The organism is Rhodococcus sp. 5G237, from assembly GCF_053764735.1.
Map to the genome: position 1 here is coordinate 161,114 of NZ_JBSNCD010000004.1, position 20,858 is coordinate 181,971.

The 20,858-nt window shown below is 67.5% G+C and carries 21 protein-coding genes; 11 read left to right on the top strand and 10 right to left on the bottom strand.

The genetic code is table 11. The features are described 5' to 3' along the window. Positions 1-19: 19 nt before the first annotated feature. Entirely contained in the window at positions 20-583 is a 564-nt protein-coding gene (gene ahpC, locus ACWPOC_RS10170) for an alkyl hydroperoxide reductase subunit C (protein WP_024102020.1), read from the bottom strand. A gap of 214 nt (positions 584-797) precedes the next feature. On the opposite strand from ahpC, the gene ACWPOC_RS10175 reads away from it, so the two are divergent. Continuing rightward, the gene (locus tag ACWPOC_RS10175; protein WP_268654582.1) at positions 798-1,598 is read left to right on the top strand and encodes an alpha/beta fold hydrolase; all 801 of its coding nucleotides are present in this window, start codon (positions 798-800) and stop codon (positions 1,596-1,598) included. Here the strand turns inward: ACWPOC_RS10175 and ACWPOC_RS10180 are convergent. Further along, positions 1,586-1,828 (bottom strand): DUF2630 family protein, encoded by a 243-nt coding sequence (locus ACWPOC_RS10180; protein WP_120280348.1) that lies wholly within the window; start codon positions 1,826-1,828, stop codon positions 1,586-1,588. The two genes, ACWPOC_RS10175 and ACWPOC_RS10180, sit on opposite strands and share 13 nt — an antisense overlap. Before the next feature lie 100 nt (positions 1,829-1,928). On the opposite strand from ACWPOC_RS10180, the gene ACWPOC_RS10185 reads away from it, so the two are divergent. Then, the gene (locus tag ACWPOC_RS10185; protein ID WP_120280349.1) at positions 1,929-2,351 is read left to right on the top strand and encodes a hypothetical protein; all 423 of its coding nucleotides are present in this window, start codon (positions 1,929-1,931) and stop codon (positions 2,349-2,351) included. Between the two features lie 32 nt (positions 2,352-2,383). Here ACWPOC_RS10185 and ACWPOC_RS10190 read toward each other — a convergent pair whose 3' ends face one another. Next, positions 2,384-2,890 (bottom strand): VOC family protein, encoded by a 507-nt coding sequence (locus tag ACWPOC_RS10190; protein WP_120280350.1) that lies wholly within the window; start codon positions 2,888-2,890, stop codon positions 2,384-2,386. A 237-nt stretch (positions 2,891-3,127) separates the two neighbouring features. Here ACWPOC_RS10190 and ACWPOC_RS10195 point away from each other — a divergent pair, with 237 nt between their 5' ends. Then, positions 3,128-3,556, top strand: coding sequence for a hypothetical protein (locus tag ACWPOC_RS10195; protein WP_120280351.1), 429 nt, complete (start codon positions 3,128-3,130; stop codon positions 3,554-3,556). A gap of 3 nt (positions 3,557-3,559) precedes the next feature. On the opposite strand, the gene ACWPOC_RS10200 is transcribed toward ACWPOC_RS10195, so the two are convergent. Then, positions 3,560-4,396 carry a DUF1206 domain-containing protein gene (locus ACWPOC_RS10200; protein WP_455408563.1) on the bottom strand — a complete coding sequence of 279 codons (837 nt, stop codon included), beginning with the start codon at positions 4,394-4,396 and terminating at the stop codon, positions 3,560-3,562. A 128-nt stretch (positions 4,397-4,524) separates the two neighbouring features. Between ACWPOC_RS10200 and ACWPOC_RS10205 the strand changes: the two genes are divergently transcribed. Next, on the top strand, positions 4,525-7,836 hold the full coding sequence (locus ACWPOC_RS10205; protein WP_455408564.1) for a bifunctional proline dehydrogenase/L-glutamate gamma-semialdehyde dehydrogenase: 3,312 nt from the start codon (positions 4,525-4,527) through the stop codon (positions 7,834-7,836). Between the two features lie 67 nt (positions 7,837-7,903). Then, positions 7,904-8,284, top strand: a complete 381-nt coding sequence (locus tag ACWPOC_RS10210; RefSeq protein WP_120280354.1) for a hypothetical protein — start codon at positions 7,904-7,906, stop codon at positions 8,282-8,284. 4 nt (positions 8,285-8,288) lie between these two features. Here the strand turns inward: ACWPOC_RS10210 and ACWPOC_RS10215 are convergent, their stop codons facing one another. Continuing rightward, entirely contained in the window at positions 8,289-9,863 is a 1,575-nt protein-coding gene (locus ACWPOC_RS10215) for an SGNH/GDSL hydrolase family protein (RefSeq protein WP_230792491.1), read from the bottom strand. A gap of 112 nt (positions 9,864-9,975) precedes the next feature. On the opposite strand from ACWPOC_RS10215, the gene ACWPOC_RS10220 reads away from it, so the two are divergent. The 3 genes from ACWPOC_RS10220 (at position 9,976) to aroD (ending at position 12,873) form a co-directional block, all read left to right on the top strand. Next, positions 9,976-10,299, top strand: a complete 324-nt coding sequence (locus tag ACWPOC_RS10220) for a hypothetical protein (protein WP_024102029.1) — start codon at positions 9,976-9,978, stop codon at positions 10,297-10,299. A gap of 117 nt (positions 10,300-10,416) precedes the next feature. Next, positions 10,417-12,060 carry an MDR family MFS transporter gene (locus ACWPOC_RS10225; RefSeq protein WP_159417520.1) on the top strand — a complete coding sequence of 548 codons (1,644 nt, stop codon included), beginning with the start codon at positions 10,417-10,419 and terminating at the stop codon, positions 12,058-12,060. Positions 12,061-12,102: 42 nt separating this feature from the next. Continuing rightward, positions 12,103-12,873, top strand: coding sequence for a type I 3-dehydroquinate dehydratase (gene aroD / locus ACWPOC_RS10230; protein ID WP_455408565.1), 771 nt, complete (start codon positions 12,103-12,105; stop codon positions 12,871-12,873). Here aroD and ACWPOC_RS10235 read toward each other — a convergent pair whose 3' ends face one another. The 3 genes from ACWPOC_RS10235 to ACWPOC_RS10245 are packed head-to-tail and all read right to left on the bottom strand — an operon-like array spanning position 12,874 to position 14,584. Then, complete coding sequence (locus ACWPOC_RS10235; protein ID WP_159417518.1) at positions 12,874-13,242, bottom strand: fluoride efflux transporter FluC; 369 nt, start codon at positions 13,240-13,242, stop codon at positions 12,874-12,876. After that, positions 13,239-13,700, bottom strand: coding sequence for a fluoride efflux transporter FluC (locus ACWPOC_RS10240; protein ID WP_230792488.1), 462 nt, complete (start codon positions 13,698-13,700; stop codon positions 13,239-13,241). The genes ACWPOC_RS10235 and ACWPOC_RS10240 overlap by 4 nt, the downstream gene beginning before the upstream one ends. Next, positions 13,685-14,584: an alpha/beta fold hydrolase gene (locus ACWPOC_RS10245; RefSeq protein ID WP_230792487.1), complete on the bottom strand. Its 900-nt coding sequence runs from the start codon at positions 14,582-14,584 to the stop codon at positions 13,685-13,687. The genes ACWPOC_RS10240 and ACWPOC_RS10245 overlap by 16 nt, the downstream gene beginning before the upstream one ends. Positions 14,585-14,722: 138 nt before the next feature. On the opposite strand from ACWPOC_RS10245, the gene ACWPOC_RS10250 reads away from it, so the two are divergent. Both ACWPOC_RS10250 and ACWPOC_RS10255 read left to right on the top strand, forming a co-directional pair. After that, positions 14,723-16,069 (top strand): cytochrome P450, encoded by a 1,347-nt coding sequence (locus ACWPOC_RS10250; RefSeq protein ID WP_120280361.1) that lies wholly within the window; start codon positions 14,723-14,725, stop codon positions 16,067-16,069. Positions 16,070-16,089: 20 nt separating this feature from the next. Continuing rightward, positions 16,090-18,210, top strand: a complete 2,121-nt coding sequence (locus ACWPOC_RS10255; RefSeq protein ID WP_455408566.1) for a thiamine pyrophosphate-dependent enzyme — start codon at positions 16,090-16,092, stop codon at positions 18,208-18,210. Between the two features lie 16 nt (positions 18,211-18,226). Here ACWPOC_RS10255 and ACWPOC_RS10260 read toward each other — a convergent pair whose 3' ends face one another. Beyond that, the gene (locus ACWPOC_RS10260) at positions 18,227-18,934 is read right to left on the bottom strand and encodes an HNH endonuclease family protein (RefSeq protein WP_455408567.1); all 708 of its coding nucleotides are present in this window, start codon (positions 18,932-18,934) and stop codon (positions 18,227-18,229) included. 40 nt (positions 18,935-18,974) lie between these two features. Continuing rightward, a complete protein-coding gene (locus ACWPOC_RS10265) occupies positions 18,975-19,997 on the bottom strand; it encodes a beta-ketoacyl-ACP synthase III (RefSeq protein ID WP_120280364.1) in 1,023 nt (340 codons plus the stop codon). A gap of 163 nt (positions 19,998-20,160) precedes the next feature. Here ACWPOC_RS10265 and ACWPOC_RS10270 point away from each other — a divergent pair, with 163 nt between their 5' ends. Further along, positions 20,161-20,769, top strand: coding sequence for a class I SAM-dependent methyltransferase (locus tag ACWPOC_RS10270; protein WP_120280365.1), 609 nt, complete (start codon positions 20,161-20,163; stop codon positions 20,767-20,769). The last annotated feature ends 89 nt before the right edge of the window (positions 20,770-20,858 follow it).

A 20,858-nucleotide genomic window follows, 5' to 3' on the forward strand; every position in this document is an offset into this window, starting at 1 on the left:
ACGAATTTCCGTCGACGAATCAGATCTTGCCGACGAGCTCCAGCGACGGAGCGAGGGTGTCGTCGCCCTCTTCCCACTTGGCCGGGCAGACCTCGCCCGGGTGGCTGCGGACGTACTGAGCGGCCTTGACCTTGCGGACGAGCTCGGCGGCGTTGCGGCCGATGCCCTCAGCGGTGACCTCGGTGAACTGGACGACGCCGTCCGGGTCGACCAGGAAGGTGCCGCGGTCGGCGAGGCCCTGGTCCTCACGGAGGACCTCGAAGTCGGTGCTGATCTGCAGGGTCGGGTCACCGATCATGGCGTACTTGATCTTGCCGATGGTCTCCGACGAGCCGTGCCACGCCTTGTGCGTGAAGTGCGTGTCGGTCGAGACGGAGAAGACCTCGACGCCGAGCTTCTGCAGCTCCTCGTAGTGGTCCGCGAGGTCGCCGAGCTCCGTCGGGCAGACGAACGTGAAGTCTGCGGGGTAGAAGAAGAAGATCGCCCACTTGTCCTTGATGTCCTCGTCGGACACGGTCACGAAGGCGCCGTCCTTGAAAGCCTCGGCCTTGAAGGGCTTGATCTTCTTGTTGATCAGCGACATGTAAGAACCTCACTCGTCTCGATGGGGTTGACGGTTCAGACGTTATCCGCGAACTATTGATTGTGCCAATCGATAGTTTCTAGAAGTTCGATAAGAAAGGGCTATAACACGCCGTTCGACCAGGTCGTTGCTTTTCCTTCCTCACAAATGTGACAGAACACACAACCTTTGCGACAGGGCACTCCGGCCCGCCCGACAGGGAAGAATGGAACCGATGCACTCACGACCGAGCTACCGCCGCACCGGATCCGGTGAACCCCTACTCCTCCTGCACGGCATCGGCGCCACGATGGACGACTTCTCCACCCTCGTCCCGCGACTCGCCGAGCACTTCGACGTGCTGAACGTCGACCTACCCGGCCACGGTTCGTCGCCTAGACAGAGCGGCCGACCCACCGTCGGCGCCCTCACCGACACTCTCGAGGCGGAACTCGACGCCCACGGACTCGACCGGGTGCACGTTCTGGGCAACTCGCTCGGTGGACGACTCGCGATCGAACTCGCCGTGCGCGACCGCGCCCTGTCTGTGGTCGCCCTGTCACCCTCCGGACTCGGACTGCCGCCGGAACGCGTCTACCAGGGCGCGCTCATGACGACCGCGCGCCTGCTCAACAAGGTCCGCAGGCCGCTCATCGAACCGATGTCGCGCAGCGTCCTCGGCCGTACCGCACTCACTGCGGGTCTACGCGCGAAACCGTGGAAGACGACCCGCGCCGAAGCACTGGCGGTCAAGGGCGGATTCGCCGATTCGGCCGGTTTCTGGTCGATGCTGTGGGACGCGATCCTGACCGATGTGCCGACGGGACTCGACCGGATCGACTGTCCCGTCACTCTGGCGCAGGGCGTCCTCGACACCGTCGCGTCGGCGCAGACCGTGCGGTACGTCCCGCTGATCCCCGGGGCACGGTTCGTGCCGCTCCCCTGGGCCGGCCACGCGCCGCAGTCCGACCGCCCCGAGGCCATCGTCGACCTCGTGCGCCGGACCGCCGCGCGGGCGAGCACCTACTGCCGATAGGACTCGACCTCGTCGACCGGCCGTGCCTGCGCTTCGTCCGGATCGTCACCGAACTCGGCCTTCGCGCGACGCTGACGCAGCAGGTCCCAGCACTGGTCGAGTCGCTTCTCGACGGCGCGCAGGCGCTGCAGATCCTCGTCGCTCAGACCGTCCGAGCCCGTCCGCGAGCGCAGCGTCTTCTCCTCTTCCACCAGCTCCTCGATGTGCTGGAAGAGATCGTTCTCGTCCATGTGTGGCTCCCTCGACGTGGTGTTCCGACGGCATAGCCTGATCCGCCCGGAGTGAAACCGCCGACGGTTTCGCACCCGCCCGGCCGGGTATCTCCTCGACATGAGCATCGAAGACGGTCCCGGCGACACCCTCAGCCCCAGCGAAGGCCTCGACGCCGACGAGGTGCGGAACGACGACGGCGACGAGGTCGTCGATCCGCCCGAGGACTGGAGTGGAGCCGACAAGTTCGGAACGACCCAGCGTGAAGAGCAGGAAGGCGAGTCGCTCGACCAGCGTCTCGCCGAGGAGGAACCCGACGTCGAACCCGCCGAGCCGCTCGACAAGCCTGTCGCGGCGACGCCGGAGGACGAACTGACCGAAGACGTGGACGAGGTGGTCGACGACGCCACCACCGGCGCGCCCGAAGACTCGAAACTCGCGGACGAGGTCGACGGGGTGATCGTGGAGGATTCGCGCGTCGACCGCGGTCAGGTCAGCGGCGCGCCCGAGGACGGGGAGTCGATCTTTCCGATCGTGGAGTAGGAGTTCGGCGCACAACCTCCCCTTACTTCGCGCTACAGCACCTTCGAGCCGTACATCTCGCCGAGCGGGTCGGCGATCAGCTCGAGACGAACACCGTCGGGGTCGCGGAAGTACAACGAGACGTCGCTGTGTTCGACGAGCTCGACACCCGCGTCGATCAGCTTGTCGCGCAGGCGTTCCCAGGCGGGCAGGGCGACGCTGATCGCGATGTGGTGCAGACCGCCGATGACCTCCTGATAGGGGCCGACGTCGAGACCGGGGAAGTCGAAGAAGGCCAGCAGATTGCCGTTGCCGATGTCGAAGAAGAAGTGCGAAGAGCCGGGATAGTCGCGGTTCTCGATCAGCTCCGTCAGCGGGAACTCGAGGAGATCCTGGTAGAAGCGCACGGTCCGTTCGACGTCGCTGCTGATCAGCGCGGTGTGGTGCAGTCCCCGCGCCGACGACTGCGGGCGCGCGTCGGCGGGCTTCAGGTGCGCGTCGCGGATGAGTGCACGCCGACGCTCGAATTCTTCGGAGCGCTGCTGCTCGTCGGCGATCATCGATCCACCTTCCTCCCGATGTGGTTGCTTTCTCAACCAGGATGCTCCCAACTAGTTGCGTTGTCAACTAGTTGGGTCGAGGTGGTAGCACTTCGTGACCCGGGGAGTCACGGACCGAGTACGACGATCTCGTCGCCGTCACGTCTTCTTCACGAACATCCGATTCGCCCGTTCCCGCAGATATCGGGTGCGGACGATGAATGTGTCGGGGGCTCAACGCCGTTCCGAGGAGATCCCATGAACCATCGCAGGACCCTGCGTGCGACGGTCGCGTTGCTCGCACCGCTCGCACTGCTCGCCGGTTTCGCACCCGCCGCGAGCGCAGCGGCGGACACCGACACCCGAGGACTGTGGACCGTCAGCACCCGCGGAGACACCGTGCTGCTGAAGCTGATCTATACCTCTCCACCGGACGAGGACTACCCCTTCATCTGCGTCGCGGCGCTCGGCACCGGCGAGTCCGGAACCGCGGAGATCTTCGGAGCGAACTACCAGACCATCGAATTCACGGGGATCGCCGCGGGGCCCAATATCGCGACCGCCAGTTGCGAGGACAACGACGGGGAGCTGCGGCCGGTGGGCGCGATCGAATTCGACCTGCCCGGCCCACCGACCCTCCACTACGTCGCGACCGAGTCCTTCTGGTTCGACGACGCAGACGACTGAGCGTCACATCTTCGCGTCGCGGGCCATGACGAAGCTGTAGAGGCCGTAGACCGCGATACCGAGGCCCATGAGGACCAGCAGCACCGTGCCGAAAGGCTGCGAGCCCAACGTCTTCAGCGCGCCGTCGAGCCCCGCTGCCTTCTGCGGGTCGGCCTGGAAGACCGCGACGATCACCAGCACACCGACGAGACCGAGCGCGAGACCCTTCGCAACGTACCCGACGAGCCCGAGGCGCTTCACGAACATGCTCGGGTGGCTCTTCAGGTCGTCGACGAAGTTCTTCGACGCGCCCTTGTAGACGTGGTAGGCGCCCACCCCGAGGATGACGAGTCCCGCGACGACGAGGACGAACTTGCCGCCGCCGGACTGCAGCAGCTTCGCCGTCAGTCCCGCGTTCTGTTCACCGCTGGACTTGCCGCTGCCGCGGGCGAACCCGAACGCGGTGTACGCGAAGGCGAGGTAGACGACACCGACGCAGGCGGCCTTGAAACGGTCGAACGCCTTGTCCTTCATGTCGGCGCCGGGCTGTTCCGGCTCGGACGCCTTGCCGAAGGTCGCCTCGGCGAACCGCCACAGGCCCATCATCACGAAGACGACGACGGCGACCCACAACGCGATCTTCCCGCCGGGCTGCTCGCCCAGCTCCGCCATCGCACCGGACTGCGATGCCTCCTGCTCGCTGCGGCCGAACGCGACGCGGATCGCGAGGTAGCCGATGAGCAGGTGCACGATGCCACTGCCGACGTAGCCGGCACGGGCGAACTTCTCGAACACACCGTTCTGCGCGACGCGCTCGGCGGATGACGCCGCGCCACGCGATGCCGGGGCCTGACGGTTCACTCTCGTCTCCTCATCGGTCGGGACTGTCCCCTCGCGCTGTATTCCCGACACCGCGGACCACAAACGCGAACCGGCTCCTGTGGGTAGATTGGCGTCAGGTTCGAAACGCCGTCGATCGGAGGCGCACCGTGCGGATCGTCGAGGATGCTGTCGCCCTGGCCCGCCGGTGGGTGGAGGAATCGTCGGAGGTCGCACCCGACCGTGCGGCCCGCCGGCTCGCCGACGTCCTGAAGGATCCCCACGGACTCGAGTTCACGGTGCGCTTCGTCGACGAGGTCATCCGCCCCGAGGATCCGGCGACCGCAGCGCACGCCCTGGCCGAATTGTCCCGGAACATACCGGATTTCCTTCCCGTCCATCTCCGCGCGGCCGTGCGGGCGGGCGGCACGATCGGTCCCCGATTCCCCCACCTCGTCGTCCCTGCCGCGCGGCGCGCGCTCCGGGCGATGGTGGGTCACCTCGTCGTCGACACCGACGATGCCGCGCTGGGCCGGGCCATCGCACGACTGCAACGACCCGGCATCCGGCTCAACCTCAATCTGCTGGGAGAGGCCGTCCTCGGCGACGACGAGGCCCGCCGCCGTTTCGAGGGCACCCTCGCACTCCTGGCACGCGACGACGTCGACTACGTCTCGCTCAAGGTCTCGGCGGCCGTCGCGCCACACTCGCCGTGGGCCTTCGACGAGACCGTCGCGGACATCGTCGAGCGGCTCACCCCGCTGTACCGCCTCGCCGCGACCTCACCGACGCCGAAATTCGTCAACCTCGACATGGAGGAGTACCACGACCTGGATGTGACGGTCGCGGCGTTCACGACGCTGCTCGACCGTCCCGAGTTCCTCCGTCTCGAGGCCGGGATCGTGCTGCAGGCGTATCTACCCGACGCCCTGACCGCCATGATCGAACTGCAGCGGTGGGCGGCGGCGCGACGCGCACGCGGCGGCGCCGCGATCAAGATCCGGGTGGTCAAGGGTGCCAACCTGCCGATGGAACGAGTCGACGCGTCGTTGCACGGGTGGCCGCTCGCGACGTGGAACACCAAGCAGGAGACCGACACGAACTACAAGCGGCTGCTGCACTACGCGTTCACACCCGAGCGGATCGAGAACGTACGGATCGGGGTGGCCGGGCACAACCTCTTCGACATCGCCTACGCGTGGGAGCTCGCCGGTCGCCGGCACGTGCGGAACGGGATCGACGTCGAGATGCTGCTCGGCATGGCGCAGAGCCAGGCCGAGGTGATCCGTCGACACGTCGGCAGCCTGCTGCTCTACACGCCCGTCGTCCGCCCCGACGAGTTCGACGTCGCGATCTCGTATCTGGTGCGTCGACTCGACGAGGGTTCGGGGCAGGAGAACTTCATGTCGGCGGTGTTCGATCTCGCCGACGATCCCGCCCTGTTCGAACGCGAGGAGCAGCGGTTCCGCGCGTCGGTGGCGGCGCTCGACGAGGGCGTCCCCTCCCCCAACCGCACGCAGAACCGACAGGAGCCGCCCATCCCAGCGCCGGAGGTGTTCACGAACACGCCGGACACCGATCCGTCCCTGCCGCAGAACCGGGAGTGGGGTCGCCGCATCCTCGAGCGGGTGCCGTCGTCGAAGCTCGGCATCGACACCGTGCGTGCGCACACCCTCTCCTCCGAGGAACAACTCGAGCGCATGCTGGTCGACGCGACGGCGGCCGGTCGCGCCTGGGGTGCCCGCAGCGGTGCCGAGCGCGCACGGATCCTCGAACAGGTGGCCGACGTGCTCGAAGCGCGTCGCGCCGATCTGCTCGAGGTGATGGCGGCCGAGGGCGGTAAGACCCTCGACCAGTCCGATCCGGAGGTCTCGGAAGCGATCGACTTCGCCCGGTACTACGCCGAGCGGGCCCGCGCGCTCGACGCGATCGACGGTGCGCGGTTCGTGCCGTCGACCCTCACGGTCGTCACACCGCCCTGGAACTTCCCGGTCGCGATCCCGGCAGGGTCGACGCTCGGGGCGCTGGCCTCCGGTTCGGCGGTGGTCCTCAAACCCGCGACGCTCACGGCGCGGTGCGGGTCGGTGCTCGCCGAGGCGATGTGGGATGCCGGCGTGCCCCGCGACGTCCTGCACCTCGTCCATGCCGACGAACGATCGCTGGGCACGAAGCTCGTCTCCGACCCCCGCGTCGACCGGGTGGTGCTCACCGGTGCCTACGAGACCGCCGAACTGTTCCGTTCGCTGCGTCCGGGGATGCGGCTGCTGGCCGAGACGAGCGGCAAGAACGCGATCGTCGTGACGCCGAGCGCCGATCCGGATCTGGCGGTGCGCGACGTCGTGCAGTCGGCGTTCGGGCATGCCGGGCAGAAGTGCTCGGCGTCGTCGCTCGTGATCCTCGTCGGCTCCGTCGCGACCTCCCGCCGGTTCCGCGACCAGCTCGTCGACGCGGTGCGGTCGCTACCGGTCGGTCCTGCGCACGATCCGCGAACCCGTATGGGGCCGTTGATCGAACCGGCTCGGGGCAAGCTGCTCACCGCGCTCACCGAACTCGAGGACGGCGAGTCGTGGCTCGTCGAACCGCGACGGCTCGACGAGGAGGGTCTGCTGTGGACGCCCGGCGTGCGCACCGGGGTGCGACGCGGGTCGCGCACGCATCTCGTCGAGTTCTTCGGTCCGGTACTGGGGGTGATGACCGCCGCCGATCTGGACGAGGCGATCGCGATCCAGAACGAGGTGGACTACGGACTCACGGCGGGTCTGCACTCGCTGGATTCGGACGAGATCGCCCGCTGGCTCGATCGGGTGAAGGCCGGGAATCTGTACGTGAATCGCGGTATCACCGGTGCCATCGTGCGACGGCAGCCGTTCGGCGGTTGGAAGAAGTCGTCGGTAGGAGCCGGCTTCAAGGCGGGCGGGCCGAACTATCTCTTCGGCTTCGGTTCCTGGGAACCCTGTGTCCGGGACGAGGACGCGCTGCGCCGGGCGTTCGAGGACGACGAGCGAGCATGGACGTCGGAATTCGCTGTGGCACAGGATGTCACAGCGCTCTGGGCAGAGCGGAACCTGTTCCGGTACCGGCCCGTTCGCACACACGTACGCCTCGGTGAGGCGGGGCGGCCCGAGGAACTCGTGCGCGTACTCGGTGCCGCAGCCCGGGCGGGCGCGCCGGTCGAAATCTCTTCGGCTTTCGCCGTCGATCTCGTAAGATGCTCGATTACAGCACGTTTCGACGGTCGCGTGCGCGTGGAGAGTGATGCGGAATGGGAGGAACGGATCGTCGACGTGGCCCCGGCGCGGGTCCGTCTGATCGGTGCAGCGCCGCCCGGCGAATGGAACGCCCGATGCGACATCGCGGTGTTCGACCATCCGGCGACCGGATCCGGACGAATCGAAATGCTGCCGTTCCTGGCCGAACAGTCCGTCACGATCACCGCTCATCGATTCGGCACACCGAACCGGCTCACCGACGAGATCATCTGAAAACAAACCCCGAAGCGGTTCTGCCGAAGGCCCTGTGAACCCCGACACTGTGAGGTGGAATAGGAAAATGGATATCGCCACGACACCCCCGACCGAACGTCGCAAGCGCGCACTCGCCGCGGTGAAAGAACTGGGCCCCCAACGCACCGAGAAGGCCGTCGTCAAGGTGCGCTGCCCCAAGGGACACACCCTCGCCGCGGTCTACAAGACTTCCGAGGGACAGGTGGTGGTCTCCCGCAGTGGCCCGGGTGGACGCGGAAACCGCGATCGCGAAGCCACCCCGCACAACGGCACATCACTCAATTCGGAATTCGTGGACACCCTCGAGGCAACCCAGTTCGAGGACGACGAAATCCCCTCGGGCTGCGCGTGCGGTCCGCGAACGCTCTCGCGGAAGAAGATGCAGGACGCCGTCGCATCTCACGAACACGTCGTCAACCTGACCTGATCCCTCACAGACCGAACCGCAACTGCACCCGGAACACGTCGAGCACCTCGTCGACCCAACCCAGGATCGACAGCGTCGAATCGATGTTCTGCGGTGGCGTGCACACCAGGGTGTCGTGCCGGATCAGCCGATCGAAATCCACGGCGACAGGACCGTTTCGCACCGTTCCGTTCGGCGATCGGAATTCGACTCCGGCACGCACCATCACGTCGATGATCTCCTGCGCGAGGATCCCGTAGGCGACCGTCGTCGGGTGCACACCGTCGAGGGAGAACAACCCTCCACTGTCGCGACCGCCGTGACCGTCCGCCGACAGGAAACGTGTGTCGGGCACCGGATCGAGTGCGGCGAGCGCCGGCGGTAGCGGGTACGGCTGCCACCATGCGGGTCGCGCATCGAGGTCGTCGACGTAGCGGCGGGCGGCCAGGCGGTCGAGGATGCCCGCGGTGTCGAGCAGATACCAGTCCAGTCCCGCGCGACGCGCATCGGCGACCGCCTGGGTGATCGTCTCGTCGAACAGATCGATCGCGGCGTCGACCATGCGGGCCTGCGCACCGGTGATGTGTTCGTCGCGGCTCGCGTCGAAGCGGCGCGCGTCCACCCACGGCCGGGTGTAGTAGGGGAAGTACGGTGAGCCGTTCTTCGTCCCGATTCCCCGGGCGATGGGGGCGATGGTCACGTGCGGGACGGTGCACAGCACCACGTGCCGCGCGCCGATGTTCCGGAGCTTCGCGACGACCTCCGCGAACTCGCTGTCGAAATGCTCGGGTCGCCAGATCGTGTAGGCCTGTTTCGCGTCGAGGTCGCGGAAGTCGTCGCCGCTCCAGACGACCCGCAGTTCGGTGATGGTCCGCAGTGCATTGTTGGAACCGAGGAAAACGACGAGGGTCTCGATGCCCGCATCGGTGTCCTCGTCATGCTCGGCACCGAGTTCGGTGGCGACGTCGAACAGCGTCATCTCGCGACGCCGGTCGTCGGCGTTGGGGTAGACGTACAGCGCCGCCCGCTCCCCGTTGTTCTCGACGAGCTGCCGCACGAGATCGTCGCGGGGTGTGGCGATGCGGTCGGCGCAGTCGCGGGCGGTCTTCTGCAGCGCGTCGCGCAGATCCCAGCCGAAGCACGACAGGTTGTGGAGATATCCGACGAGCGGTGGTGTCGCACCGGGTCCGCGTTCCCAGTAGTCCTCGACCTCGTCCATGAAACCCCGCGCGGTGAACAGTGCGGTCGGCAGTTCCCATGGTTCGAGCGTGGATCCGTGCCGCTGCTCGATCCGGCGCAGCAGCACTTCGACGTTCAGCGGCAGTCCGCCCGGCCCGCCGAAGCGCGGGTACCGCAGGTCGGCGCCGAGCTCATGGGCGACGATCGCCGGGACGGAGACGTCGGTGTTGTAGATCGCGCCGCTCTGGAAGCCCTGCAGCAGGGAATCGCCGAGAGCCACCAATCGATGTGGTGGAGTGCCGCGGAAGGACCGGGGAACGTCGATGCCGAGCGTCGGGTCGAACACCGGCACCCGCGGCGGTTCGGCGGCACGGGCCACGACCGTGTCCGGTGTGCCGTCCGGGATCTCGTCGGCCGTCATCACGCCTCCTCAGCCCCCTCATCGAGGGTAGGCAGACAGCAACGTCGTGGTGGCCGGATCCGGCACCTCGTCGACGGCGAAGCCTGTCCGGGCCGGCGCGTACCTTCGGAGCATGAGCGACGCCGACTTCGCCCACACCGATCGCGCCGAGAAGAACCGGCGAGACAAGGCCGTGACCCTGGCCCGGTATGCATGGAACCGCGGCATCTCGGGAGCCGAACTGCTCGCCATGACCGACGAGACGCGACGCAAACTGGCACGGGCAGCGGATGCACATCCGCCGCGCACGATGGAGACCTGGGAACTCGCCGCGAGATTGATGGACGAGAAGACGGCGTGGGCGCAGAAGCACCCCGACCATCCTGCAGCGGTCCGCACCGACGAGGACGAGAAGATCATGTGGGTCAAACCGCCCGTGCGGTCCTGGTTCGAGTGACCGGGAGGAAATCGCCTTGCAGCAGAAGTTACCGAGTGCAACAATTCTCGATCGCCTCACTCCTGTGCAGGCCACCTTCACGTAACAGCTCGATATTCCTATTCCGACAGGAACACCGTGACCACCACTTCGGAACCACTGGTTCTCACCCAGCGACGGATCTGGATCATCTTCTCCGCGCTCATCGCGGGCATGATGCTCGCGAGCCTGGACCAGACGATCGTCTCAACCGCCATGCCCACGATCGTCGGGCAGCTCGGCGGCGTCGAACACCAGGCGTGGATCACCACCGCCTACCTGCTCGCGGTGACCATCGTGATGCCGATCTACGGCAAGTTCGGCGACGTCTTCGGGCGCCGGCACCTGTTCCTCATCGCGATCGGCGTGTTCACCCTCGCGTCCGCGGCGTGCTCGATGACCGACGACTTCTGGACGTTCGTCGTCTTCCGCGCGATCCAGGGCTTCGGCGGCGGCGGTCTGATGATCCTGTCGCAGGCGATCATCGCCGATATCGTGCCCGCGAGCGAACGCGGTAAGTACATGGGCCCGCTCGGTGCGATCTTCGGCCTGTCGGCCGTCGGCGGCCCGTTGCTGGGCGGCTTCTTCGTCGACCATCTGACGTGGGAGTGGTGCTTCTACATCAACATCCCGGTCGGGATCATCGCGTTCGTGATCACCTGGATCGCACTGCGCCTGCCGTCGAAGAAGCCCACGAAGCGGATCGACGTCCTCGGCGTGCTCACGCTGTCGCTGGCCACGACCTGCCTGATCTTCTTCACCGACTTCGGCGGCGACGCCGACCGCGGCTGGGACGATCCGCTGACGTGGGCGTTCGGCGCGGGTCTCGTGGTGTTCGTGTGCCTGTTCGTGCTCGTCGAGTCGCGCGCGCAGGACCCGATCATCCCGCTGTCGCTGTTCCGCAACTCGATCTTCGTCAACGCCACCGCCATCGGCTTCGTCCTCGGTCTCGGCATGTTCGCCGCGATCGCCTTCATGCCGACCTTCCTGCAGATGTCGTCGGGCACCTCGGCCGCGGTCTCGGGCCTGTTGCTGCTGCCGATGATGGCCGGTCTGATGATCACCTCGATCGGCTCAGGTCTGGCCATCACCAAGACCCAGCGCTACAAGATCTATCCGATCGCGGGTTCGCTGATCACCGCGGCGGGCATGCTGTGGCTGACCACGCTCGAGGGCGACACCCCGCTGTGGGTGATCTGCTCGATGCTGTTCGCCTTCGGTCTGGGTCTCGGCCTGATCATGCAGGTCGTCATCCTGATCGTGCAGAACGCCGTGCCCGCCGACGAGATCGGCACCGCGACGAGCTCGAACAACTACTTCCGCGAGGTCGGTGCGGCGCTCGGTGTGGCGATCTTCGGCACGATCTTCACCAACCGCCTGTCGGAGAAGCTCGTCGAGGTCTTCACCGCGGCCGGCGCGACGCCGGAGCAGGCCGGCCAGGCCACCGCGACCGTCGATCCGGCAGCGATGAAACTCCTGCCCGATCCCGTCCGCGAAGGTGTCATCGACGCCTACGCCGACTCGCTGGCACCGGTCTTCTGGTACCTCATCCCGTTCCTGCTCATCGCGTTCGTCCTCGCGTGCTTCATCAAGGAGATCCCGCTCTCCGACGAAGCACTCATGGTCGCGCGTGGCGAGGCCGTCGCCGACCCGTCGAAGACGGCGAAGGACGACGCCGTCGTGGTCGTCGAGGGAACCGAGGCCGGCGCGGACACTGCAGACAGCGGTTCGAAGCGGCCGTGATCGAATAGGTCCGGTCATCGGACGAGGGAACGGAGACGGCACGTGGGACGAACGATCACACCGGTTCGCGTCAAGGACGTGGTGATCGGTGAAGGCGCACCCACGATCGTCGTCCCCGTCACCGGCCGCACCCCCGAGGTGCTGCGCGAACAGATCGCGGCCGTCGCCGATCGGGCCGACGTCGTCGAATGGCGCGTGGACTTCTTCCACACCGTCGACGATGTCGCCTCGGTGGACGCGCAGGCCGGCGCCCTGGCCGAGCAGTTGCAGGGCACTCCCCTGCTCGCGACCTGCCGCACCGCGAACGAGGGCGGGGAGATCGCGATCGACGACGAGGCGTACGCCGATCTGACGGTCGCGCTCGCCGAGAGCGGCGCGGTGGATCTGGTGGACGTCGAGTACCGCCGCGACCGTGCCGCCGTCGAGCGGATCGTCGCGGCGGCGCACACCCGCGGTGTCGCGGTGGTGGCGTCGAACCACGACTTCGACGCCACTCCGCCGAAGGACGAGATCGTCGCGCGACTGTGCGAAATGCAGGAGCTCGGCGCCGACATCTGCAAGATCGCCGTCATGCCGCGGTCGACGGCCGACGTGCTCACGCTGCTCGACGCGACCCGCACCATGCACGAGGACCACGCCGACCGCCCGTTGATCACCATGTCGATGGGCGGTCTCGGCGTGGTGTCGCGGATCGCCGGGCAGGTCTTCGGATCGGCCGCGACGTTCGGGATGGTCGGCACCGCCTCGGCGCCCGGTCAGGTCGACGCCGAGGAACTGCGCTCGGTGCTCGGCCTCATCGACCGCGCCCTCTGATCACCACACGGCGGCGAGAGCGAGCCCGGCGGCCGCCGCGACGAGCGTGGTCGCGAGCGTGCCGAACGCGATCGCCGCGGCGGCGGCGTAGCGGCGCGCCACGATCAGACGAACGGAGTCGACGCTGGTCGTGCTGAAGGTCGTGTAGCCACCACAGAAACCGACTCCCGCGATCGTGAGCATCGCCGTGGGGGCGTCGTGGAACAGCACCGCACCGGCCAGTATACCCAGCAGCAGCGAACCGGTGACGTTGATCAGCACCGTCGGCCACGGCAGGGACGACCCGGAACGGGCACGCAGAGCGCTGTCGACGACGAAGCGGACGACCGCGCCGAGGCTGCCCGCCAGCGCCACCCACACCGCGATCATCGCCGTGCCCCTCGGCGATTCCCGAACCACGCGCCCAGCGCGACACCGACGCCGGTCGCGAGAAGGCCGACGAGCACGGTGCCCAGCGCGTAGGTCGCCGCGGCGAGCGGATGCCCGTCGCGCAGCAGCAGGTCGGTGTCGACGGCGAGCGCGCTGTAGGTGGTGAACGAGCCCAGCGCACCGGTACCCACTCCGAGCCGGGCCGCCTGCCGCCAGGAGGTGTCGGGACCGAGGCGGATCAGTGCCTCGAGCAGGAAGCCGAGCAGCAGTGCACCGAGGACGTTGATCGCGAAGGTCGTGACCGGCCAACCGCCGGACTCGACGGGCAACCACCGGCCGAGGCCGTAGCGGGCACTCGTCCCGAGTAGACCACCCACGGCGACCGCCGCCAGCGCCGACGGTCGCAGGTGCAGCGCTCTCGGCAGCGGGCGTTCGCCCCCGGTCAGTCCTGGTCCCACAACCCCAGAACAGTAGTGAGGATCTCCTCCGACGCCCCGAGACCCCCGAGATGACTTTCGCCGGGCAGGTGGTGGAACTGGGCGTCGGGCAGCAGGTCCACCATGTGCAGGCCGTGTTCGATCGGGATGATGTGGTCGGTGTCGCCGTGCCACCACCGCACGGGAACCTTCACGTCGGAGACGCGGAAACCCCAGTCGCGGGTGAACACGACGATGTCGGAGAACGGCGCGGAGATCTGACGTCGGCTGCCGTTGAGCAGGTCGTCGAGGAACATCGCCTTGAACTCGGGACGGGCGAGCAGGCGGCGGTCGGCCTCGGGTGAGAGCCGCCCGTACAGGTCGATGATCGGCGACGCGAACGGGCGCACCACGCGGATCGCCGCGCTCACCGCCACACCGATCGGGACGCCCGCGGTCTGCAGTGCCGGCGCGACGAAGGCGCCCAGCTTCATCAGGTTGCTGTCGATCGCCTCGGGACCGGCCACCGGGGCCACACCGCCGAGGACCGCGGCCGCGACGACCCGTTCACGCAGCGCATAGGCCGCCGCGAGGGTGTAGGGGCCGCCGCCGGACAGTCCGACGATAGCCATGCGGTCGACCCCGAGGGTGTCGGCGACGATGCGCAGATCGTCGCTGAAGGCGAGGACGTTCTCGTAGATGTGCGGCGTCGACGACCCGATCCCCGGGCGGTCGATCCCGATGAGGCGGACGTGGTTCCGTTCGGCGAAGGCGCGGGCCTCGATGGGAACCTGGCGACGCGCACCCGGTGTGCCGTGCAGCCAGAACACCGTGCGGCCCTGGGCCGACCCGAACTCGGCGAAACCGAGCCGGCGGCCCTCCCCGACCGCGACGGTGCCTTCGAGCTTGGGGCGTTCGACGTCCATGGCGCCAGCATGGCACGCACCCGCACACCCGACCAGCAACCGTCCCGTGGGACGAATCGACGCAACCGAGATGTGATGCACGCTACATTGGATCTGACAACAGTCAGCGTCAGATTCCGACCACCCGGAGATGCGCCCGTGACGAAGATGCTTGCTCCCCCACCTCCAGGCCTCGCTCCCGTCCCGGGCGACAGCGGCCTCCCCTACGTCGGCTACGCGCTGAAGTACATGCGCGATCCCATTGCGGCATATACGCATCGGTACCACGAGCACGGTCCGGTCTCGTGGTTCCGCTTCGCCGGCCGGCCCTGGGTGGTGCTGCTCGGACCCGACGCCGTCGGCGCGGCCCTGCAGAACCGCGACCGCGCGCTGCTGAACGGACCGGGCTGGCGTGCCCTGATCGGGCCGTTCTTCGACCGTGGACTCATGCTGCTCGACGGCGACGAGCACACCGCGCACCGTCGCATCATGTCGCAGGCCTTCACCCGCGACCGGCTGTCCCTCTACACCGACCGCATGCACCCGTCGATCGAACGGACCCTCGACGGATGGACGCCGCGCGACGACTTCCGCGTGTACCCGGCACTCAAGGAACTGACCCTGGGCCTCGCGACGGAGATCTTCATGGGCGGCGCCGAAGGGTCGTCCGACCGCGAGATGGACGAGGTGAACCGGGCTTTCATCGGATGTGTGCAGGCGGCCACCGCCATCGTGCGTTACCCGCTGCCGGGCACGCGGTGGCGTCGCGGCATCGTGGGACGGGCACGCCTCGAGAAGTTCTTCCGGCACTACCTCCCCGCGCGTCGCGCAGGGGACGGCGACGACATCTTCTCGGTGTTCTGCCACGTCGAATCCGAAGAAGGCGAACGGTTCTCGGACGACGACGTGGTCAATCACATGATCTTCCTGATGATGGCCGCGCACGACACCTCGACGATCACACTGTCGACGGCGATGCAGTATCTCGGCCAGTTCCCCGAATGGCAGCAACGCTGCCGCGAGGAGTCCGACGCGCTCGGCACCACCACGCCGAGTTTCGACCGACTCGACGAATTGACCTCGCTGGATCTGGTGATCAAGGAATGCCAGCGGCTCGTGACGCCGGTGCCGGGTGTCGTGCGACGCGCGGCGAAGGACACCGAGATCCTCGGCCACTTCGTCCCGAAGGGGACCCTCCTCAATCTCGGGATGCACTTCTCCCATCACATGCCCGAATTGTGGCCCGACCCGGAACGTTTCGATCCCGAGCGGTTCTCCCCGGAGCGCCGCGAGGACAAGGTGCACAAGTACGCATGGGCGCCCTTCGGCGGTGGCGCGCATCGGTGCCTGGGCATGCACTTCTCGGGAGCCGAGATCAAGACGGTGCTGCACCATCTGCTGTTGCGTTTCCGCTGGCACGTACCGGCCGACTACGTCGCGCCGATGAACTTCACGTCGTTGCCGTTCCCGAACGACGGGGGTCCGATCCACCTCCTTCCGAGGTGATCGGGGCGTAGAAAGAAGGAGTGACCGCCGCCGACGAACTCGACGAACGTTTCGTCACCGCGGTGCGCGCTCTGCCGGAGCACGCACCGCCGGAGCGGCGGGTCGACCGGCGGGTCGACGACGACCTGCTGATGCGGTACTTCGACGCCCAGGTGCAGTCGCGGCACCTCGATTTCGCGGCTCGCACCCTGCAGGGACGCGGTGAGGGTTTCTACACCATCGCGTCGGCCGGCCACGAATCGAACGCCGCGCTGGGCCTGTGCACGCGGGTGACGGATCCTGCTCTGCTGCACTACCGTTCGGGCGGTTTCTACGCGGGTCGCGCGTCGCTCGTCGAGGGCAGCACCCCGATCCGCGACGTGCTCGCCGGATGCGCGGCGTCCACGCTCGATCCGATCTCGGCCGGTCGGCACAAGGTGTTCGGCAACGCCGATCTGAACATCCTGCCGCAGACGTCGACGATCGCCTCGCACCTGCCACGGGCCGTCGGGCTCGCTCTCGCGTTACCGCGGATGCAGCGACTCGGGCTCGCCGCGGCGTGGCCGTGGGATGCGGTGGTGGTGTGCAGTTTCGGGGACGCCTCGGCGAACCACTCGACGGCGGTCGGCGCCCTGAACGCGGCCGCCTACTGCCGGCACCGCGGGTTGCCGTTTCCGTTGCTGCTGGTGTGCGAGGACAACGGGCTCGGCATCAGCGTGCCCACCCCGCCCGGCTGGCTCGAGCGGTCGCTGTCGTCGTATCCGGGGATCGAGTACCGGTCGGCGGACGGAGCCGATCCGGTGGAGATGCTCGCTACCGCAACCGATGCCGTGGAGACGGTACGGACGACCCGGGCTCCGATCCTGTTGCACGTGCGGACGGTGCGTTTCCTCGGTCATGCCGGTTCCGACGTCGAGTCGGCCTACCGCAGTCCATCGGATCTCGCCGCCGATCACGAACGGGACCCGCTGGTGGGCACCGCCCGCGAACTCGTCGCGCGTGGAGTGCTCGATGCTGCAGGGATTCTCGACCGGTACGAGCGGATCCGAGCCGAGGTCGACTCCGTCGCGGACTCACTGACCCGGCCGCCGCGACTGGCGACCGCCGCCGAGGTGATGCGACCGCTGGAATCCGGGCTCGTGCTCGTCGACGACGATCCGCATCCGGCCGGTGAACCACTCACGCTCGCCCGGGCCGTGACCCGCACGCTCGGGCAGCTCCTCGAGGAGGATCCCCACGCCTGTGTGTTCGGTGAGGATGTCGGCCTCAAGGGCGGGGTCTACGGGGTCACCCGAGGACTGCAGGAGCGCTTCGGACGCCTGCGCGTGTTCGACACCCTGCTCGACGAGCAGACGATCCTCGGCACCGCGCTGGGTTTCGCCGTCGCGGGCATGCTGCCGATCCCGGAGATCCAGTACCTGGCCTATCTGCACAACGCCGAGGATCAACTGCGCGGTGAGGCCGCGAGCCTGGCGTTCTTCTCCGACGGGCGGTACCGCAATCCGATGGTCGTGCGCATCGCGGGCCTGCCCTACCAGCGCGGCTTCGGTGGGCACTTCCACAACGACGATTCCGTCGCCGTACTGCGCGACATCCCCGGTCTCGTGCTGGCCGTGCCGAGCTCACCCGCCACGGCCGGCGCCCTGCTGCGCACGTGCGTCGAGCTGGCCCGTCAGGAGGGCCGGGTGTGCGTGTACCTGGAGCCGATCGCGCTGTACCACCGGCGCGACCTCTACGACGAGGGCGACGGACTGTGGCAGCAGGTCCCCGACACCGCCGGGCTTCCACTGGGATCGGTGTGCACCTACGGCGACGGGCGCGACGTGCTGGTGGTGACCTTCGGGAACGGGGTGCCGATGAGTCTGCGTGCCGTCCGTCGCGCGGGAGTCGCGGCGACCGTCCTCGACCTGCAGTGGTTGTCGCCGCTGCCGACGACCGCGCTGCTCGAACACGTCCGTCGCTTCGAGCGCGTGGTGGTGGTCGACGAGACGCGCCGCAGCGGAGGTGTCGCGGAAGCGGTCGTCGCAGCGCTCGTCGACGAGGCGTGGCAGGGCCGGATCGCGCGGGTCACCTCCCACGACAGCTACGTGCCGCTCGGGCCCGCAGCCGCGCACGTGCTGATGTCGGAGGACGACATCGTGCGGGCGCTGCTGGAGGCGTGATCAGCAGGAAGCGGTATCAGCAGGAGGAGAGGATCCGCGACATCGCGTCGTGTTCCGCCTGGGTGACCCACAGTTCGTAGGTCGTCTTCACCTCGATCTGCCGCACGACGTACTCGCAGTGGAAGGCGGTGTTCGGCGGCAGCCACTCCGACGCGTCGGAGTCGCCCTTGCCCTGGTTGGTGGGGCCGTCGACGGCGATCAGGTTGCGCGGATCGTTCGCGAGATTCCGCTTCTGCTGATCGTCCAGATGGCGGGCGCCCTTCTTCCACGCATCGGACAGGGCGACGACGTGGTCGATCTGCACTGCGGCCGAGGTCTCGACCCCGCGACGGAAGGAGATCGTCTTCCCCGTGTACGGGTCCTGGAGCGTGCCGGCGGTGACCGTGCACTGCTTCTTCCCGGGCTCGAAGGAGACGTCGACGAGGTCGCGCTGCAGGATGTCGTTACGGGTGTCGCAGCCGTTGCGCCCCAGGTCGACGGTCACCTCGTCGGTCCAGGCCGAACCGAACAGCGAGCGGTCGTAGCCGCTCTGCGATTCGGCGGGCCGGACGGACAGTGCCGCCAACGCCTCGAGCGCTTCGGAGGGGTTCTCGACCGTGCTCCCGCCGGGACCGGCCGGCTCGTCGTCCCCCACCGGTTCGAGGAGGACGACGACCACGCTGACCACGATGAAGCACAGGACCCAGACCCAGCGGGGAATGGACGACGTACGGGTACTCGCCATGTGTCGATACTGCTACGAAGTCGTACTGCTGCCGCTTTTCCTACTTCGCCAGCGGGGGCATCTTCACGACCTGGCCCGCGTACGACAGGCCGGCACCGAACGCGAGGAGCAGCGCGGTGGATCCGGCCTCGACCTGGCCGGTGCGCAGCATCTTCTCCATCGCCAGAGGGATGGACGCGGCGGAGGTGTTGCCGGTCTCGATGATGTCGTCGGCGACCGCGACCGTCTCGGGCAGCTCGAGCTGCTTGACGATGACGTCGTTGATACGCAGGTTTGCCTGGTGCGGGACGAAGGCGTCGAGGTCCTCGAGGGCCACGCCGGCCTTGTCGGCGATCTGCCGGGCGAACTTGCTCATCTCGAAGGCAGCCCAGCGGAAGACCGCGGTGCCCTCCATGATGATCCAGGGGCGCTTCTGATCGGGATTGTTCGCGAAGTCGACCCAGTCGGGTTCCTGACGGATCGCGTTGGCCTGCGAGCCGTCGGAACCCCAGACGGTCGGGCCCACTCCGACCTCGTCGGACGGGCCGACGACGACGGCACCGGCACCGTCGCCGAAGATGAAGCGCACCGAGCGATCGGTGGGCTCAGTGGTGTCGCTCATGCGCTCGACACCGACGACGAGCACGTGCTCGGCGGAACCGGCGCGCACGAGATCGGAGGCGACACCGAGGGCGTAACAGAAACCTGCGCAGCCCGCTGCGATGTCGAGGGCGGCGGCCCCGCCGGTGCCGATGCGGTCGGCGACGAGAGCCGCGGCCTGCGGGGTCTGGAAGGGGTAGGTGGAGGTCGCGACGATCACGGTGTCGATCTGCGCACCCGTGAGACCGGCGGCCGCGAGGGCCTGCTCGGCAGAGCTCGTCGCCATGTCGACGACCGATTCCTTCGGGTGTTCCTCGGCGAAGCGGCGCTCCTTGATACCGGATCGCGACTGGATCCATTCGTCGCTCGAGTCGATCTGCTCGCAGATCTCGTCGTTGGTGACGATGCGCTCGGGGCGGTGCACACCCAGACCGAGCAGCGCGCTGTTCCTCAGCGGGGCAGGGACAGCGATCTGTGCACCCATCAGACGAACTCCTCCTCCTCGATGTACCGCGTGTCGGCACATCGCATCCGGTCAACGATATCGCAGGTCACGGTTTCGTCACAGCGCTACCCCGACGATGCGCTTCCGTGACCCGTACCGCAAGTGGCCGTCTCGTTCACCGCACGCGGACTAGCGTCGCGGTATGGATGCACAGGACTGGAACGAGAAGTATGCGGCGTCGGAACTGATCTGGGGCGCGCCGCCCAATCCGGTGATCGTCGAACACGTGGCGTCGCTACCGCACGGTCGCGCCCTGGATCTCGGGTGTGGTGAAGGTCGTCACTCCTTGTGGTTGGCCACGCGTGGATGGGAGGTCGTGGGCATCGACTTCTCCGAGGTCGCCCTCGACAAGGCCCGCCGGATCGCGGCGCAGGCGCCGTCGCGTTCGCGAGACCGGCTCCGCTACGTCCGTGCAGATGTGACGGCCGACTCGTTCGAGGGCGAATATGACCTGATTCTCTCGGCTTTCTTGCATTTCCCTCCGCCACAGCGGAAGGCGCTTCTCGACCGCGCGATCAATTCACTGAAACCTGAAGGAATCCTCATATTCCTGGGGCACGACGCGATAAATCCCGAGGAGGGCGTGGGTGGACCACAGGACAAGGAAATCCTGTACACACCAACCGATCTCGTCGAGGAAATCGACGGCAGATTGGAAATCGGGATTGCCGAACGGCGATATCGGGAAACCGACGCGGGAACGGCTGTCGACGCGCTCGTCGTGGCGAGCAAACCACCTCTTGGCAGTTAGTTGCCCGACGAGTAACATGGAGATGTTACCGACGAGTAATAACTTGGGCGGTACTTGAAGCCAGCTGGACCGCACCACACTGGGAGACA

Bases quoted from the DNA above. Each gene is read 5' to 3' on its own strand.
- ahpC (WP_024102020.1), bottom strand. From the start codon at position 583: ATGTCGCTGATCAACAAGAAGATCAAGCCCTTCAAGGCCGAGGCTTTC.
- ACWPOC_RS10175 (WP_268654582.1), top strand. From the start codon at position 798: ATGCACTCACGACCGAGCTACCGCCGCACCGGATCCGGTGAACCCCTA.
- ACWPOC_RS10180 (WP_120280348.1), bottom strand. From the start codon at position 1,828: ATGGACGAGAACGATCTCTTCCAGCACATCGAGGAGCTGGTGGAAGAG.
- ACWPOC_RS10185 (WP_120280349.1), top strand. From the start codon at position 1,929: ATGAGCATCGAAGACGGTCCCGGCGACACCCTCAGCCCCAGCGAAGGC.
- ACWPOC_RS10190 (WP_120280350.1), bottom strand. From the start codon at position 2,890: ATGATCGCCGACGAGCAGCAGCGCTCCGAAGAATTCGAGCGTCGGCGT.
- ACWPOC_RS10195 (WP_120280351.1), top strand. From the start codon at position 3,128: ATGAACCATCGCAGGACCCTGCGTGCGACGGTCGCGTTGCTCGCACCG.
- ACWPOC_RS10210 (WP_120280354.1), top strand. From the start codon at position 7,904: ATGGATATCGCCACGACACCCCCGACCGAACGTCGCAAGCGCGCACTC.
- ACWPOC_RS10215 (WP_230792491.1), bottom strand. From the start codon at position 9,863: ATGACGGCCGACGAGATCCCGGACGGCACACCGGACACGGTCGTGGCC.
- ACWPOC_RS10220 (WP_024102029.1), top strand. From the start codon at position 9,976: ATGAGCGACGCCGACTTCGCCCACACCGATCGCGCCGAGAAGAACCGG.
- ACWPOC_RS10235 (WP_159417518.1), bottom strand. From the start codon at position 13,242: ATGATCGCGGTGTGGGTGGCGCTGGCGGGCAGCCTCGGCGCGGTCGTC.
- ACWPOC_RS10245 (WP_230792487.1), bottom strand. From the start codon at position 14,584: ATGGACGTCGAACGCCCCAAGCTCGAAGGCACCGTCGCGGTCGGGGAG.
- ACWPOC_RS10260 (WP_455408567.1), bottom strand. From the start codon at position 18,934: ATGGCGAGTACCCGTACGTCGTCCATTCCCCGCTGGGTCTGGGTCCTG.
- ACWPOC_RS10265 (WP_120280364.1), bottom strand. From the start codon at position 19,997: ATGGGTGCACAGATCGCTGTCCCTGCCCCGCTGAGGAACAGCGCGCTG.
- ACWPOC_RS10270 (WP_120280365.1), top strand. From the start codon at position 20,161: ATGGATGCACAGGACTGGAACGAGAAGTATGCGGCGTCGGAACTGATC.